Raw genomic sequence first — 17,188 nt, 5'->3', positions numbered from 1 at the left:
TATATTAATATATACATTAGGCGGCATGGGATACGAACGTAACTCTGTATCCCATGCCGTCTTATTAATATATACATTAGACGGCATGGGCTACATTTCCCCTTAGTTGGTCAGTGCGACCTGCTTGATCAGAGAGCGGAGTGAACCACGACGCATCACGTTGTCTTCGACAATCGCCACCACGTCATTTGGTCCAATGCCCCCGTTCCCAGCATCTTCCGGTTTCTGCACCACCCAGACGTTCAGCTCTTTCGGACCCTGCTGAACCTGCTGGTTCACCTGTGGCCGGTTGAGCTTGCCAGGATCCAGTTCGCCGTTGTTAATAGCGTTCATGGTGTCATCCCCCAGCTTACGCGCCACCGACGAACGGATAACCCATTCATCCGGCATCAACCACGTAGGCACGGAGTCCTGACCCCGAGAGCCGCCAACGTGCGGAACCTTACCCCCGTCGCCGTACCGGAACACACGGCCACCGGTCGCTTTACCTCGGACTTTGCCGCCGGTGGCTGCCTTTCCGCCACCGCCGCCCCCACCGAACAGGCCTGTTATGCCACTTACGGCGGAGTTAACGGCAATCTGCATGGCAATCTGGGTCAGCATCGACAGTACAAACTGACCCAGCTCTGCCCAAGCGTCTTTCGACTCCTTGGTACCCATTGCCCATTCCGCAAAGAGGCCTGCGGCCTTGTCAGCAGCCTGCTCGGTAGCATTTGCCAGTTTGTCCACGGCATCGGTCATGGCAGAGTAGTTGCCATAGTTACGCTCCATGATCTCGCCGTATTCAGAGGCGGCGTTCTTAATGGTCTGCCACTGTCTGGCCATACCCTCAAGGTCATCCATCTCCTTGTTGTAATCGACTTCCGTGCCGTCGTCGCCATAGATACTACCGCCAAGGATCTTAGCCTGTTTGTTACGGGCGTCCTTGTTTTTGTACCGACCGTCAAAGAACGTCTGATCCAGATACTTGCCCTGTGAGTCACGCAGAAACTGATCAGACTCCCGTTGGGTGTTGTCAGCCCGAAGCTGTAGGGACTCCTGCTCTTTGCCAAGACGCTCAATTTCCTTATTCGCGTTGGCCAGAACCGTTTCCAGTGCCTTGGTCTGCTTGTCATTCAGCCCGCCGGCGTTTAACTGGCTCTGGTAGTCAGCGGCCTTTTCTTCAAGGCTTGCAAGGTCTCGCTCGATATCCGTCCGGATGGTCTGGAAACCCTTATCCAACACCGCCATGCGTTTCGCTTCGAGGCCGTCCAGCCCATTCTTCACGCTGTCGTAATATTCGGTACCCATCCCACTGATAGCCAGCTGGCGGGTCAGTTGATTACGCAGGTCAATGTTGGCTTCTGACATGTTCTGGAAGCGGGTCAGGCCAGCCCCACGGTTATTGGTGTTCGCCTGTAACCCCTTACGGATCAGGCTCCATTCGTGGTTGAGGTCACTCACCCAAGCTCGTGTCCCTTCGTCATCCTGGCTGGCCGCACGGGCGTCACGCAGGCGCAATGCCTTGCTGATCCGAAGGTCGCTGTTTTCCCGCAACAGGCGTTCAGTCTCTTGCAGTTCGGCCAAACGTTTTTTCTCCACCTGTGGGTTCTTTTCCAATGCTCGAATCTGATCACTGCGGTTCTGGATGATTCGCCCAATGACCTCATCAATCGTGGCCACGGCCATATCAAACTGCTCGGCAGTGGTACCGGCATCCGTCAGTTTGGAGTGCTGCAGGCTGAGCTCCTTGGACAGATTCTGCTGAACGTCGGTCATGTAGCGGCGGTCACCGGTCAGATACTGGTTCATCAGATACTGGTCGATGGTTAGCCCCTGACGGATTTCCGACTCGTTCCGGCGCAGAATACCGGCCTCAATCTGGCGTTTCTTCTGGGCAATATCGGCTTCGGCCTTCTTGATTTTGGCCTGAGTCCCTTTCTCGTTCTCAGCCCGAATCAGCATCAGCATTTCGTCCGATACACCGTCCAGTGTTTTCACCAGCTGCTCATAGTTCTGAGCCCCTTCCTGAATAATGGCGTCAATCAGCTCTTGGCCGTGCTTATCCGCTTCCTCAGGGGTCAGGCTGTAGCGCAGGCCAGTCCGTTTCAGCTCAACGTTGCTGTCAGCCGTCATGTTCCGAGCCGTCACCAGTGTGTTGAAGGCACGGTCTTGTTTGCGGCGGATAGCGGCCTCCAGTTTCCGGCGCTGGCTGTTTGCCCGCTCGGCCACCAATCCCTTCTGCTCGGCGGCCTGACGTTGGAGTTCTCGCAGCTCAAGCTGGTATTCCTCCGAGTCAGCGTCTTTACCCATCATCTCGTTGCCGATGCTCTTATCGATCAACTCTTGGATTTCCGTTTCCAAGCGCGTGACTTCGAGCAGGTCTTCGGTGTGAGTCATCATGTAGCCAAGACGTTTGATGCGCTCTTGGATAGTCTGGTTAGAGAACTTACCCGCTTGCTGGTCAAACTTGTCGCGTGTCTTCTGAGCGCCGTTGATTTTCTCCCGAAGGCTGGTGATTTCGTTGCCGAGGGTTGTCCAAGCAGCGAATTCCCCCATGCTGTCACCAAACGCGGTACCGTTGGCCTTGTCATAGTCCAGCACGAACGTTTTCATTTCCTCGCGTAGCCCAACCAGCTGATCAAGCATTGGCGTGTAGCTCTCCAGCAACAGGGAGGCATGCTTGTTCTTGTCTTTCGGGTTGGCTCGGGTCAGCTCTGGGTTCTGCTGGTTCATCCGGTGAAGGTTGTTCAGCAGGTCCATACCGCGCTGGCCGAACTTGTTCTGTACCTTGGCACCAAAACTCTGTAGGTCAGCGTTCGTCAGCAAAGACGACTTCTCGCCGTGGGTTTTGCTCATATCCGCAAGGTACGCCTTGGCGTTGGACAACTGGGTGTGCAGGTTCTTGAACGGACCCGTTTCTGGCGTAATACCGGTCTTGGCAAAGAACGTCAGTGCCGTCTGGGCATCACTCAGGGTGAGCAAGGCCGAACGAACTGCATCAGCATCCTGTGGGTTCAGGCTGGCCAGCGGTGATGCCCCTGAGGCACCCTTGGTCAGCAGCGCAACCCCTTTCTGGTACGCCTGCACTTGCGGTGAGTGGGCGTTGGCCTGAAGGTAAGCCCCCAGTTTCGTGGCGGAACGGCTCTGGTTCGACACCCAGCTCCCGTTCACCTTGGCCTCTTGGGCGCCCAGAAAGTCCAGTTGTGAGCGACCGGCGTCAAACTGCTGGATGGCCTTGAGCTGGTTACCCTGCTCTTTCAACACATTGTCGAAGGACTGGGCTGGGAATCGCAGATTCTGCTGCTCCAGCAAGGCGGCACGGAACACGTCCAGTGCGTCACGGGTCTTGTTGAAGTCGCCCTCAACCCCCGTCAGAACCAGCCCCAGACCGCCAAACTCGGATTTCAGGTTGTCGGTATACCGGCGCAATGCCTCTTGGTCAGTGGTGAACAGCTGCTGTTTCGCCCCCATCTCATAAAGTGACTGTGTCACTTTTCGGATAGCGTTTTGCTGTTCGTTGTACAGGCGCAGGTTCTCGGACAGTTCGGTTTTCGCCTTGTCCATAGTGTCGTTCTGTTTGCGCTGCTCATTGAAGTAGTAGCTGCCAGCACTGAACGCGGCGGTGCCCACCATGCCCCAAAGACCGGCACTACGCATGGCCATAGAGGCCACTGACCCCAGTTGTTTACCGGCAGACAGACCTTTACCGCCGTTCTCCCCGCCTGGCAGTGCCAGGTTCTTCAACAGCGAGAACAACGCGCCCACACCTTTACCCAATGCCCAGCCGCCCACCAGCGTGGTCATCACCTGAATCAGCTCTTTGGCGTCACGCAGGTGTGATAACCAGTCGGCAGTTGTCTTCACGATTTCGGTGAAGGCCAGACGCATAGGCTCGACCGCTTCAGAAAAGAGCGTACCGGCGATAGAGTACAGACGCTCTAACTGGTTACGGGTAGCCATCATCTGCTTTTCGTTCGCCGCAGCTGCCGCACCAGAAGACGTATCAAAGTCTTCCATCAGCTCTTTGAACTTGGACATGTTGTTGAAGATAGCGCCGACGGCTGATGCCGCACGGGTCTCCCACATACGCGATGCCGCGTCCATATCGAAACCGGCTTCCTTCAGGGTCACCAGCACGTTGTACAGGCCACGGGTCTTAACCGAGACGTCTTCCATGGTCAGGCCAACGGAGTCCATCCACTTCAGGAACGAGCCGGACGGTTTCTGTAGTGAGGTGTACACCTGACGCATACCGGTACCCAGTGTCGAACCGGAGCGGATACCCGAGTTAGCCATGGCACCCAGCGCCGCCATGTTTTCTTCGAAGCTAACACCCAACTGAGAGGAAATGTTGCCCGAATACTGCATGCCGAGGGTCAACTTTTCGAGGTTCAGTTTCGAGGTGTTGATTGCGGTTACGATTTTGTCCGACACGTCCATCATCTGGCCAGCCGACTTGTCGTAAACCCCCATCACAGACGTTTGCAGGTCAACGGCGGTTTGCAGGTCAGAGCCGATAGCCGTGGCCAGATACGTGGTCGCCTCGATAGACGCATTGATCTGATCAGGTGAGAAACCGGCCTGACCCATGATGGTCGCCGCTTCCATAACTTCCAGCGCGGTAAACTTGGTTTTCTCAGACACATCAATCAAATGCTCTGACATTTGAGTAAGTTCACCGTTAGTCAGTGCCAGGATTGCCTGAAGCTGACGCATGGACTGGTCGAGGTCGAGAGTGAACTGAATACCCGCATAGGTACCACCGACACCCGCACCCATTACCGCATAGTTCCCCAGCAGACCGGCCTGAGTCCGGAACAGCTCGGCACCTCCGTCACCCCAGCGGGTTTCGTGGCCTTGTGCCCGTGAAATCGCCGCACGACGTTTCAGGCTGGTAGGCGACATGGCCATTTCATAACTGCGTTCAGCAGCGGCAGCGGCCTGCAGTCGTTTCTCCAGCTGTTTCAGGCGGTGGATCCGTTTTTCTTCGGCGTTTACCTTCGCGTGGTGGCTTGGCAGGTTCGATTGCAGTGCCTCGGCCTTAATCAGCTTCAGGTTCTGCTCGCGTAACCGGATCTGTTCTTTAAGCTGGCGCAGACCCTCAGCGTCAGTACGGCTGGTGGAATATGCCCCTAATCGTCCCGCCCTGAGGTTGTCATAGCGTTCTGCGGCGTTACCTAAGGCACGACTATCCTTGTTGGCAATGCTCTGGTCTAGGCGCTCTCTGGAGCGAATTTCGAGGGTTTCCTTGCGGCGGCGTTCCAGCAGGGCATCTTGCTGTAGGTTCAGATCCCGCATGACCTTCTCTGCCTGACGCAGCTGATCAAGCGGTACCCCACTCAGCTTCATGTTGTCGATGTACATCTGCTGGGCGCGGAGTGCCCGTTTGCGCTCAGGCTCGGGCAACATCCCCAGAGAAGTGCCGGACGGCAGGACGGAATGCCGGTTGCTGGATTTGGCTTGGCCAAGGAACTGAGCCAGCTCGCGGTTAATCTGCACAGACTGCTTCTTGGCCGCGATATCGGCGTTGTAAGCCTCACGTTCCTTGGCGTTCATGCCCAGGACACGCTCGTTGTGAGTCATGTGCTTTTTCAGCTTCTGGTCGAAACCCTGAAGCTGGTCGGCCATGCTGCGGTTCCCCGACGCCAAAGCATCCTGAATCGCCAGTGTCAGCGCCTTACGCATCTGGCGTTGTTCCGCCGGCGAAGCGTACATGGCCGCTGTTTGGTGAGCGTTACGGGAAGACCCTGTGAAGTTGCTCCGGTAAGTTTCGAGCGCAACGGCCTCCTGCAGACTGCGTACCGACCGGTTGTTTACCAGCTGGGTAAGCTGCTGCATTTCCTTGTTCAAATGCTTCACCCGCTGGGTGAACATGTTGAGGCTGCGCATTTGGTCGTTATCAATGCCGATGGACAGCAGCTTTTCCGAGTCGATGCTATTAATCTGACCGGCAAACTTGTTCATCAGCTGGATAGACCGCTGCAGCTGGGACTCAAACTCAGGACCAAGTGATAGCCCTAACTCAGTATTGTAATCCGTCATAGGTGCGTACCTTAGAGGTGCTGTTTAATGATCTGACTGAGGTGAGCAAAGGACTGGATTTGAACGGCATCCGGATCGGGGCCGGTCTTCTTCTCGGTCGATTTGCTGTTACCGCCTAGCAGGATGTGTCCTGCCAACAAAAGGGCATGATGCTGGTGGGCGAGCTGTGAGGACTGGTTCCCGACCTCAAGGCGAATCTTGGTACGCAGGTCATGCAGCGTTACCCGCCAGTAAAGCCGGTTGAGTTCAGACGGCAGGACACCAAATGCCCAACATATCTGATCGGGGAAACTTAACCCTGAGACCCAGTCGCACCAGACGGTTGGGACGTCAACGCTAGAAGTTGACTGAACTGGTTCTGCTGTTTTGTCAGGGTTTGAATAAAAAAATGATTCACATGCCCCACTGCCCAGTTGATAACAGCAATGGCTGTTTCAGGGTCCAGCGAAAACGTCTTGGCACCTTGGACAATGACACCGTCTTCGTTGCGGTCAGACAGGATTTCGTACAGGAAAAGCTCCTGTAACTCGGGGTTGTTGGTCACCTTAATGAGATCCAGCGGCGTGTTGATGTAGCCAGTCAAAGCATTGATAAGGCCGAACGTCATAACAAGGCGGCGGCTTTCACCAAAGTAGGTGATTTGCAGTGTATCTGAGGGTTTATCCATGTTTGCTCTCCGTTTAGTAACCTAATCGTAGCCCAACAAAAAGCCGCCCACAATAGGGCGGCTTTGGAGGTTTACGCAGGGAGTTTACGCTGCGGTGTTCTCGCCAACACCGCCTGCCATGGCCACACGAACAAGGGCGTTACCGTACTTCGCGTAGTCAGGGTCTGTGGTCAGCAGAGCCGTTGGTTTCAGCTCCAGTGCCATGTTAGAGAAGTCGCCGGTTGTGAATGCCATGGACAGGCCTGAAGTCCACTGAACTTTAGGGATTTCAATCACAACAACGTCACCGTTTGGCAGTTCGCCAACGATTTTCGCGCACAGGTACTGAACGCGGCTGTTGCTACCAAGGTCCATCACGTTCACTTTCGTGACTTTTGCACCAGCGGTTACTTTCGCGTGGAAGTTACCCTCAACCACCAGAGTACCGGTTGAGATGGTTGCTGCATCTACAACTTTGGCGATGGTAGAGAAGCCCGCTGAGTGGATAACGACATGGTCATCCTGCACGATAGTTACCGGAGAAGATGGAGTGTCCACAGTCAGTTCGACCGTATCAGAGCCGTCACCAGCAGCTGCTGATTTCACGGTATAAGGGACACCCTCAACCAGCGTTACCTTGTCACCGTTCAGACCAGCGGCATACGCCATGTTGGTATCGGTGAATTCGTAAGAGCTACCGGTAATACGGGTATCCTGGCCGTTTCGAACAGAGAATACGGTTTGGTTAGTTACGCCTTGTTGCAGGTCGATATACGTTGGAGAGAACTCCAGCGTCACGTCCTTCACAAGACCAATGGATTTGCTTTCATCCAGTTCGGTTAGAGTACCCATCTCACCCAGCATGATGGTTGCGGTACCTAACAAGAACTTATCAGTTTTTGCTTTGCCCTGATTCATATAGATCTCCTGTTTGGACATCAGGTGTGATACGCTACCATGTAGCCTATGTAAAAATTCCATGAGGATTTACAATGACACATGAAGTATCTGTATCTGTTAGTGTGGAGATCTTGTCAGAGGTACCTAGCAAGCCATCACGAAACACCGTGATTGCTGAATACATTAAAAATTATCTGACATTTAAACCGAAAACGCCAGACCTATCAAAGATTGATTGTAGCCAAACAAAATGTTTTACGCTTCGCTTTAGAGACGACGTTTTACATGATGCTTTTCTGGCTGAATGTCAGGCTCAAATGCGTAACCCATCAAACATGCTTACTGTGATTCTTGCGACAATGAATCAGTCCCAATAAGCACAAAAGCGATAAACGAAACAGACTGGGCGGCTTTAGTCTGTGCGTGTCGCTGAACCGGAAATACAGTTGCACCCCTCGCCATAACCAAACGACCCAACCATTCCCCTGTCTCACAATGCACTAACGGGATTTGTTCCTCGGCTTTGCAGGCGTCATACAACGCACTCACCCGATCCGACAAACGCATGTTGTTAGCATCTGATTCCGTAATGGCCACAAACATTGCCGTTACTTCCTCAATCTGATCCGATTCCGTCATCCCCAATCCAGTCAGACCCAACTGGTCACCCGCTGGCAGCGATTCAATATCCGGATAGGCATCGAGGTTTAGCGCCGTAATGCCCATTGCTTCGGCCTGTTGGTTGATGAACTTGAGCAATGAGGCCTGAACATGCTTATAGCTGTGCTTCACACCAGTTTCCTTTTCTTGAGTTCCAGGTAAATCGCCAACGGTATGAATTCCTCGATAATGACTTCGAGATAGTTACCGATGGGGTCTCGGTTACGGCGGGCTGAGAAATGCAGTTTGGTACCAGCAGACTTACCAAAAATATCGTACCGCCCGCCAGCGTATTTCTGGGCGTGTTCGAAGAACCGGTAACCACGGTTTTTGGGCGCGTTCGGACCACTGAACATATTCCCCAGCGCCACCAGCTCCAGCTTCGAGCCGATAAGGCCTGCGTGGTTCAGCTCCAGTAACGACACCCGACGGCCTTTGACGTAGGCAGAAAGCCCGTGGGTTTTATGGAAGGTCACGACCAGACCTTGGCCTTGAACCTGATGTGGTTTAGCACGGCGCAGGGCGTCTTTCAGCGTGGCTCGCTTACCTTTTGCGTCTACAAAGCCGGTTTCGGTCTGGGTGTAGCCCTTTTTCGTCGCCAGATTGCCTGCAATTTGCAGTTTGGCCATGCCCATGAGGCGATAGAGGTTCATCACGTCTGTGGTCAGATTCAGACCCGACGCCCACACTTTGAGGGGTTCAGGACGGCGATTCGTCCTACTTGGCAGCGGAACACCGTAGTGGCCAAAGCCGTGGAACGGTGCGCCGTCGTTTGGCAGATCAACGCCGTGTCGGTTCAGCCACTTAGCTTTCTGGGTTACCCAGTCCGGTGACAATCGAGAACCCCAGTTCACGTTCTCTCCTGGGTGTTTCTTTAGTATCCCTTGCATCCGGTCCACTACGGGACCCGAGCCAAACGAATGGGGAGAAGCCCAGTTTGAGGCATATTCAGCCTTCAGGGCCTTAATCATATGCTTCAACGCGACTTCGACACCGGCATGGGTGGCCGACAGTGCCTGCTCGGCAATCGCTCGGGACTCAAGATCCGCTACCGAGTTAATCAAGTGGGCAAACCGAGCACTCAGCGTGGCCATGACGGTCATGTTTTCACGGCGGTTCTGCTGTGCCAGCCTCTGGATATGGGGGTTGGTGATCCGAGAGCGGGCTTTACCCCTACTAAGCCGGCTCACAGCTCCACCTCAACAAAGTGGAGTCCGGCGCGTTCTACCACTGAACGGACACGACGACCGTTTACCTTCCACTCCCGTGTCATCTTGGTGCCTGTAACGATGTACCGAACGCCCACAGGCAAACCCAGCTCGTTATCCGCCATGGCCTGATACTCGGCCACCTTGAGCCGGACAGGCGGCAATTCGATGCGGTCACCGGCCATTTTCGTGACAGGGTGGATAGAAACGGTCGTTTCGACCGCTTCTACCTCATCTGTGATATCCAAGCCCAACATTACAGTGTAACGGGCATGGAAATGGTGGGTACCTAGCAGGATCTGACGCCCTGCCGTATCGTCCATGACCATGCCTGGCTTGACCCACGTATACCGGCGCGGGACATGAACAAGCCGTGCGGCAGCACTCAGCGTTCGCAGCGCCTTGTTTGGCTTACCAATGACGGCTCTCGCCGGTTGGCCGTTAACCCTTACGTCTTGTTCAATCCCCATTTATGCCCCCGTTACGACGTCAGTCATCGTGACAAATTGCAGCAGCTGTGGCGGTGAGAACGTGGTTTCCACCTCAGGAACCATCTCAACCAGAAGGTTGTTGTATTCCTCGCTCAGTTCCGCAATCAGGCCGCTCAGGTCATGGTCATAACGGGTCTCGCTCAGGTCATCGACTTTGCGGGACTTCAGCATCCACTGCGTACTGATCTTGGCCAGACGCAAGCACTCCGCCAGAACCACCAGCTTGTCCAGCTCATCACCCGCAGGGATGGTCGGGAATTTCTTCTGGTGCTTCAGATACTGGTCAATCAGCGCAATCATCGAATCCGGAAGCATTTCAGGTGTAGCCCCCAGTCTGACGCGAACCTCGTCATTCGTGATGGTGGTGCCCAGGAACGGAATGATGCGGTAAGTCCATTTGGAGGACTTCACTTCACCGCCAGAAACAAAGGTCATGCGTACCCAACGGTAATCAACGGTCTCGGTCTCAACAGCCGGTAACGTGATTGACTGCGCCCCTTCCTCCAGTTCGCACTCATGCACGATATTACCGGCACGGTTGCGAACGGTGAGGGTGCCGCTTTCCGGAAGGTATTCATAACCCGCAATGTTCTGTACCAGAGGAAAAACCGCCGGTACTCCAGATTCGACGGTCTTCATGCTTATTCCTCAGGCTCGGCCTTAGGTGCCTTTTTCTTAGGGGCCTTTGGCGCGGGTTTCACTTTGGCTTCAGCTTCAGCTTCGGTTTCCTCGCCACCTTCAAGCGCCAGCTTGTAGTTTTCCAGCGCCGCGTGAACGTCTTGGTCGTGGTCCTTATAGAAACCCTCCCAACCCTCATCCGTCGCGTCGTCAGGCAAATCAGCAAGCTGGGTCATGTAGCCCAGTGAAATCTGACGCTGAACCAGTCGAGTAGCCAGAACCACGAACGGACGACCGCCCTTGTCGCTTTGTGGTGGAGTCACCGACATATCGACAAAGCCATAATTGCCTTTCATATTCACAAGTAACTTGTGCATGGGATCCCCCTTTAAAAAAGGGGCGTTTCCGCCCCTCATGAATCTATGACATTTTGACGTCAGGATGTATTGACGTTAGAAGCTAACCATTACACGGGTGTCATCAAACAGCAGGCGGTAGCCCATGTTCTCTGAGTTGGTGTAGAAGTAAGACTGGTTCTGAATGGATTTTTCAGACTCAGAAATCTTCGAACCGGCTTCGGTCAGTTCTTCCAGCGTGTCATCAACAGAGAAGCACAGCATCTTGTTGTCTGGCATTGATGGAAGTAGCTTGAAGTTAACGTCATTGAAGATAGGCAGTGTCAGGCTCACGCGTGGTGCGCCGTGCATTTGCATATGCTCCATTTCTGACTTCACAACGTTCGTTGGGTAGAACATCATGAACAGCTCAATGTAGGTATTGATGTTGCCACCAATAGTGTCCACAGGCATGTCTGCGTAAGCGCGGGAAGCCAGGAACTTCATCAGAGCCATGTAGTTGTTCTTCAGGGTCTTGCCGTTTGTCCAGTCACCGCCCCACTTCGAATCTTTCAGGTCTTCAGTCAGAGCTGGTTTGTGGACGCCGTCACCGTTCACCATCACGTTGGTCGCAACGCGCAGTTTGTCGATTTCTTTGCGACGTTCAACGCGTTTCGCGTATGGAGTCAGGATATCGACAGTCACGCGACGTTCGAATTCGTAAGAGGTCTTGATTGCGCTACCGAATTTGTAGAACTTGATAGCGGTGTCAGACGCTGACAGGGTGAAGGTAGGCAGACGACCATACTCAGGCATGGTGAATGAACCCAGAGTCTGAGAGTCATCGTCGATGTTCACCTTGGTGATCATCTCAACGCCGTCGATGGTACGTTTGTTGGCAATCAGGCCGTCAGTAGTCGCCCATGGATCCTGTTTGTGCTTCCAGCGTACAACTTCTTCCACCACTTCTGGGAAGAATGCGCGTAGGCCTTTGCGAGAAGCAAAAGAGTCAGCCGCCAGCTGTAGCGTTACGCCGTTATCGAAGTCGTCACGGATAGGCAGCTGGCAGAAGGCCAGTGATGCTTCGTAACCATTCAGGAAACGACCGTCGTTCGCCGCGAACTGGGCACGAACCTTCTCATCTTTTTCCATACGTGGATCAACTGCCAGGCGCAGGTAGTCACGTAGGTTCAGGCCGTACTCAGCTGCACGGCGGCAAAGGGTCATACCTGCATCTTCAGAGATACGGTGATCCGCGTTCATCACACCAGCCAGAACCTCTGACGGAGCACCGCGAACGATTTCAGTTTTTGATTTTAATGCCATGTTGGTGGCTCCTATTAGCTAAAGACTACTTCTGCGTATTTCTTGCCGTCTGAGCCGTCAAGAATCGCAGTACAAACACGACCGGCGGATTTAGCCGCTTCTGCTGCATTGGCAAGGTCAGCCTTACGGATTTCACCGTTACCGGCACCAACCACCATGTCACCAACAGCCAGAGCATCTTCAGCCTTCACAGGCAGCAGCGTACCGCCGTGGACTTGGATGGTACCGACCTTGACGCCTTCAACCTTACGGTCTTCAACCATCACCAAGTAACCCATCAGGCGGGCACCTTCTTCAGCGCCTTTCACGGTGTGGTTCTTACCTGCAACCAGAGAGGCTGCGATGTGTTTACCGTTCCACTCAGTGATGGTTTCGTCGTCGATATAAACTGGGTAGCCGGCGTCATCGTGGAAAATACGATGGCTAATGCCCCAGCCGAACTGAGTTGGACTTTGTGGTTTGTTGTTTTCCACCATGATTTAGCTCCTTATCGAGTCTGGTAGGCTGCCGAGCTGAAGCTCATAGCAGGTGTTGGGTCTTCGTCGTCGGCCTGCTCGCTTGGGTTCGATACGCCGCCAACTGGGATTTGATGAAGGGCAAGACGTGCGTCTTTCACACATGTCAGGATTTCATCCAGAGAAGGGTTCTCTTTTGCTTCCTGACCCAGTACCGCTTGAGCCTTCTGATAGCTTTCCTTCAGAAAATCCATCATTTGACTGTTTGACGTTTTGACGTCAGAAAGTTCAGCATTAGCCGTGTCTAGGCTGGCCTGAAGCGAGGTTTCACGCTCAGTTGGTGCAGTCTGCGCAGCTTGAAGCTGAGTTTTCAGAGAGGCAATTTCTTGATTCGCAGCACTCAGTTGCGTTTCAAGCATCTGATTTTGGCCACGCGCCGTACCCAGTTCAACGTTAACTTGGGTTAGCTGTGCCAGGATTTCTTTTGCTTCCATATCATCATCCTTAGTGGATTGTTTAGGGATTTGGATACCGGCGTGTAGTACGAGCATTTCCGGATTAACGCCACTTGCCGCTAAGGTACGGTAGCTTTCATCTGTCGCAAGACGCTGTTTATCAACCGTCAGAACCTTAGGTCTTGAACTGGCTCCTTTCGGTACCAGACTCAACTCCTGCCATTTAGCCACACCGTCAAGGATCAAATGGCATCCATCTTCACCAAGCGTGTGTTCATTGTCACAAGTACGCTCCCAGACCAGCTGGACTTTGCGTTTGTCATTCTCGAAGTAGTCAAAGCCACACTTCGAGCAACGAGCATGCTTAGGTAGTGCCCCGACAGACACCTCATCAATGATGCCCAAATCCAGTTTGGTTGCTTCTTCGGTGCCGTCCTGAACGTAGAACAGAGCATTTAGCTCGGTATCAAAGCCTTCGGTATACGCCTTCGCTTCGAGAACCTGACCTGTAGGCAGGTTGTGGCTTTCGTGAATGAGTTGAAGGGGCACGGACTCCTGCTCAAGATACGCACCGAAACCGGAAAGCATACTTGGCGTCATACGAGCTTCGTGATAGACCGAATGGCGTTGGTTGATAGGACGAGTTGAGGCGGCGACACATTCATAGACCGCCACCTTACTAAAATCATCGACACCGCGATTGCCAAGGAGCGTCTTGATCCGCTCTGTCAGCTGAACGCGCTTTGCCATAAACATACTCCTTGGGATACATTGCTATAATTACACTGCATTATAAAGCCCTTTTCAAGCCTAATATCATGACTTTTGACGTGATTTCTTCGATGATGACACTGAATTAGACTTCACCTGCTTATCTGATGCTTGGGATACAGAGCGACCCAGAGGATCTGTGTTCGGACTGACCTTCGACGCATCAACCTGCATGCCGCCCTGCTCGAACAACGTGCCGCTCAATGGCGTGAATCCCTGCGGTGGCAGTCGGCCATACATTTGCAGGTGATACTCATCATCCGTAATCACACCAAGGCTCAGGTCTTTGTGTAGGCGTTGCTGCTTCAGAACCTTCTGCGCTTCACGCTCGTCATCGCTCCGTAGCTCCGGCTCAGGGAAGATCACCGTGATACGTGACTGACTGCCCATGATACGGATTGCCTGCGTCAGAATGGCGCTCAGGACGTCTGCGATAGGGGCGTTGAGGGCGTCGGCTGACATGGTGAACAGACGAGCCTCTACCGTGGCCGTGTTCACGCCAGACTCGCCACGACCCAGAATCGTGCTCAGTGTGTGCAGACCAGATTGCTTCTGAGCGTCCAGCACCTTAATCACATGGCTGATATCCACCGACATACCAGGAGCGCGGTCGTTGATGGTGGTCAGCTCCACGGAATCCAAGTGAACGGCTGGCAAGTCCGGACGCAGGTTCGAGAACTGGCTAGTCAACATGCTCAGGGCGGTTCGAACGTAGTTCTGCTGCTTCATCGCGTCAGCCTTTACGTCGTTCGGGGCATGCTTCAACAACACTTCTTCCAGCACCTTCACGGACATACGCGGGAAACCGGTCACCTGCATGATCCGGTACAGGTCGTTAATCACCTGCTGGGTCGCCGCAATGGTGTTGATTGCCGTCGTGAACGGGCTTCGGGCATAGGCCTCGGTCGGGTTCTTGTAGAGGTCTTCCACAAAGAACGTCGGAATATCCAGTTTGATTTCCTTGCCGTCCGGAGACTGCTGAACCGGCTTCATGACGCCCGCCTGCTTCTCGTACCAGCGCACGGTATACATATCGACGTGGCGCAGGTCTGAAAGCATGGTGAACTCGTCGTAAATCGCCTCTACGCCCAGAGAGCCACGCAGCAACAACATATACCGCATTTCTTCAGCGTATTTACGCAGTGTCTTCCGGCGAACAAAGCCCTGACTGTAGTCATTCTGAACCGTTAGGCCGGCCAGAACCTGCTTCGCCAGCAACACCGCGTCCTTGTCCAGCTGGTCATCAACGTCACGGGCCAGAATCATTGGCTCAACGTTGGCCACCGTCAGAAACGACCACACGGTATTGGCCAAGTCCGGATCCTGCGAGAAGATTTCCGAAATCAGCTCCTGGGAGTTTTTCTCCTGACGCAGATTGAACAAGTCCTGCTTGTGTTCCTCATAGTTCGGGAACGTCAGGACTTCCTTCGACTGCTCAGGGTTGTAGGTCGGTGGCAGCGCCGAACCCTTAGGCTTGAGCGAAGGCGGCAGGATAATACTCAGTTTTGACAACGTACTCGATGCCATGGTTTATCTCCTAGAAGTCGGCCAGAGCGTAGGCATGGCCTGCGTTTGTGTGAAACCGCGTGTTGGCTGAGATCCAAGGCCTGTGTGGAATCCAATGAGGTTAGGCACTTCGACCGACGGCATGACAATGCCCTGAACGGGTACGATGATTGAACTTACACGTTCGGTTGGCCGGAGCTTCTGCAATGCGTCGTGATAAATCAGGCCTGCCGTCGCATAACCTGACGCGTGGAAATAGTGGTCGTTCCCGCTCAGTTTCACCCAGCGTGGTGGACTCTCCCCGTCCTTCGGTTCCTCACGAACCATGTCACGGAAGTGTTTGATGATCGTCGAACGCATGTTGTCGTTACCGTACCCGCTGAAGTTGGTAGCGCCGGAGCGGATACCGTTCGCCACAGTGTCCAACAGGTTGGTACGGTTACAGCTGATGTGCGTCACCATGCCCGTCATGTCCTTCACTTCCATGACAGCCTTACCGTCCGTGTACTGAACCGGCATGATTCGACCCTGCGACCAGTCACGGACGTCACAGGCCAGTTTCCATTCCGGCGTCCAGTCGATGCCGCCGCAACGGAAACCATAAATACTGTCGAGTTTCTGCAACCGGCTGATCAGGTGTGACTGTGGGACGGCCTCGAAGTGAACCAAGTCCGGATATTCGCCGTTCGGGCGGGCAATCACGATGTTGCAGGTCTTGCCCACGTCGATACCGATTGAGTAGAAATCGGTTGGCACCGTGTCGCTCCACTCCATCGGCGTTGTGAAGGCCTGTTTCAGCAGGGCTTCTGACAGCTGGATATCATCGTCGGTATACGGACGACCCAACACCGTGTTGTAGAAACCCTTCATGTTGTCACGCTGCCGGTACTTCAGCAGCTGGTCGATAACGTAGCTCACGCCAAGGCGTTCGGTAGAGAACGTCGTGATTTGATACCCACGGGCGTTCGTCCGGCTTGGGTACTTCGGCACCCACTCACGACGGCTGTGGTCGCCTACGTCCAGCGGGCGCTGGCACTTCTCGCACTTGATGTAGGCTTTCTTCAGCTTTTCACCCAGACGGGCACCGTCATAAACGCGCTGGTCGATATCAATCAGTGACGGCAGCGAGTCTTCATCCGGTAAGCCAGGAATTTCCACGAACCGGCGGTCAAAGACCGGTTCTTGGTGATGGTTACAACAAGGGCATTTGATCAGGTACCGATGTTGGTCTGAGACCAAGAAACCCGCATGCACCCCAAACCCTTCATACGTCGGGGTGGAGAACCGCTGGTTGATTCGAAGGTCGGAACCCTGCAAACGGGAGTTGAACAGTGCCAGCATTGCTGGGTCGGTCAGATCGATTTCGTCATTGAAAACGATATCGGCGTTGATGGACGTCGCATCCGATTCAGCAGCACCGGTCACGTAAATGTAGCTCGACCCGATTTTCAGCAGGTCCATAGAGCCGCCGTCACCACGGAATGCCCTGTCGTTCTCAACAATCGGCAAGATACGCGCCTTCGAAATACGCTTGAACATGTCCTTCGAAGGCATGGTGTAGATGATCGAAATATTGGGAACCCGCTTTGCCCAGGTCAACGCTTTGCGCACCTGAATCTCAGTCAGGCCAATCTGCGACGGCTTGATACAGTCAAGGTTCGGGTGTTCGTCATCAGCAATCTGCTTCTGGAAGGGGTACCGGTCGAACGAAAACGGCTTTTTGTTCAACCGTGTGTTCGTACACATCCAGTCCCCATGTGTCATGTCCGAGCTGTCCACGTTGTATCTACCAC

Annotated in this window: 13 protein-coding genes; all 13 read right to left on the bottom strand. The window is 53.9% G+C overall.

Going from position 1 to position 17,188, the window contains the following annotated elements:
• Positions 1-102 precede the first annotated feature (102 nt).
• The gene (locus PGW97_RS24925) at positions 103-6,024 is read right to left on the bottom strand and encodes a phage tail tape measure protein (RefSeq protein WP_273860748.1); all 5,922 of its coding nucleotides are present in this window, start codon (positions 6,022-6,024) and stop codon (positions 103-105) included.
• 292 nt (positions 6,025-6,316) lie between these two features.
• Positions 6,317-6,691: a hypothetical protein gene (locus PGW97_RS24920; protein WP_273860747.1), complete on the bottom strand. Its 375-nt coding sequence runs from the start codon at positions 6,689-6,691 to the stop codon at positions 6,317-6,319.
• Positions 6,692-6,775: 84 nt separating this feature from the next.
• Positions 6,776-7,588 carry a hypothetical protein gene (locus tag PGW97_RS24915; protein ID WP_273860746.1) on the bottom strand — a complete coding sequence of 271 codons (813 nt, stop codon included), beginning with the start codon at positions 7,586-7,588 and terminating at the stop codon, positions 6,776-6,778.
• 321 nt (positions 7,589-7,909) lie between these two features.
• A complete protein-coding gene (locus PGW97_RS24910) occupies positions 7,910-8,362 on the bottom strand; it encodes a hypothetical protein (protein ID WP_273860745.1) in 453 nt (150 codons plus the stop codon).
• Positions 8,359-9,420, bottom strand: a complete 1,062-nt coding sequence (locus tag PGW97_RS24905; RefSeq protein ID WP_273860744.1) for a hypothetical protein — start codon at positions 9,418-9,420, stop codon at positions 8,359-8,361. Before PGW97_RS24905 ends, PGW97_RS24910 begins: the two co-directional genes overlap by 4 nt.
• Positions 9,417-9,908, bottom strand: coding sequence for a hypothetical protein (locus PGW97_RS24900; RefSeq protein ID WP_273860743.1), 492 nt, complete (start codon positions 9,906-9,908; stop codon positions 9,417-9,419). The genes PGW97_RS24905 and PGW97_RS24900 overlap by 4 nt, the downstream gene beginning before the upstream one ends.
• Positions 9,909-10,568, bottom strand: a complete 660-nt coding sequence (locus PGW97_RS24895; protein WP_273860742.1) for a hypothetical protein — start codon at positions 10,566-10,568, stop codon at positions 9,909-9,911. It lies immediately after the preceding gene.
• Positions 10,569-10,570: 2 nt separating this feature from the next.
• Positions 10,571-10,924 (bottom strand): hypothetical protein, encoded by a 354-nt coding sequence (locus PGW97_RS24890; RefSeq protein ID WP_273860741.1) that lies wholly within the window; start codon positions 10,922-10,924, stop codon positions 10,571-10,573.
• A gap of 75 nt (positions 10,925-10,999) precedes the next feature.
• Positions 11,000-12,208, bottom strand: coding sequence for a hypothetical protein (locus PGW97_RS24885; protein WP_273860740.1), 1,209 nt, complete (start codon positions 12,206-12,208; stop codon positions 11,000-11,002).
• 14 nt (positions 12,209-12,222) lie between these two features.
• Complete coding sequence (locus tag PGW97_RS24880; RefSeq protein ID WP_273860739.1) at positions 12,223-12,684, bottom strand: hypothetical protein; 462 nt, start codon at positions 12,682-12,684, stop codon at positions 12,223-12,225.
• Between the two features lie 11 nt (positions 12,685-12,695).
• The gene (locus PGW97_RS24875; protein ID WP_273860738.1) at positions 12,696-13,868 is read right to left on the bottom strand and encodes a hypothetical protein; all 1,173 of its coding nucleotides are present in this window, start codon (positions 13,866-13,868) and stop codon (positions 12,696-12,698) included.
• Positions 13,869-13,934: 66 nt separating this feature from the next.
• On the bottom strand, positions 13,935-15,416 hold the full coding sequence (locus tag PGW97_RS24870; RefSeq protein WP_273860737.1) for a hypothetical protein: 1,482 nt from the start codon (positions 15,414-15,416) through the stop codon (positions 13,935-13,937).
• Positions 15,417-15,419: 3 nt separating this feature from the next.
• Positions 15,420-17,141, bottom strand: coding sequence for a phage terminase large subunit family protein (locus PGW97_RS24865; protein ID WP_273860736.1), 1,722 nt, complete (start codon positions 17,139-17,141; stop codon positions 15,420-15,422).
• Positions 17,142-17,188 lie beyond the last annotated feature (47 nt).

Source organism: Photobacterium sp. GSS17, assembly GCF_028621875.1.
GTDB lineage: Bacteria > Pseudomonadota > Gammaproteobacteria > Enterobacterales > Vibrionaceae > Photobacterium > Photobacterium ganghwense.
Note: the sequence above shows the minus strand (reverse complement) of the source record. Positions and strands in the feature narration are given on the sequence as shown.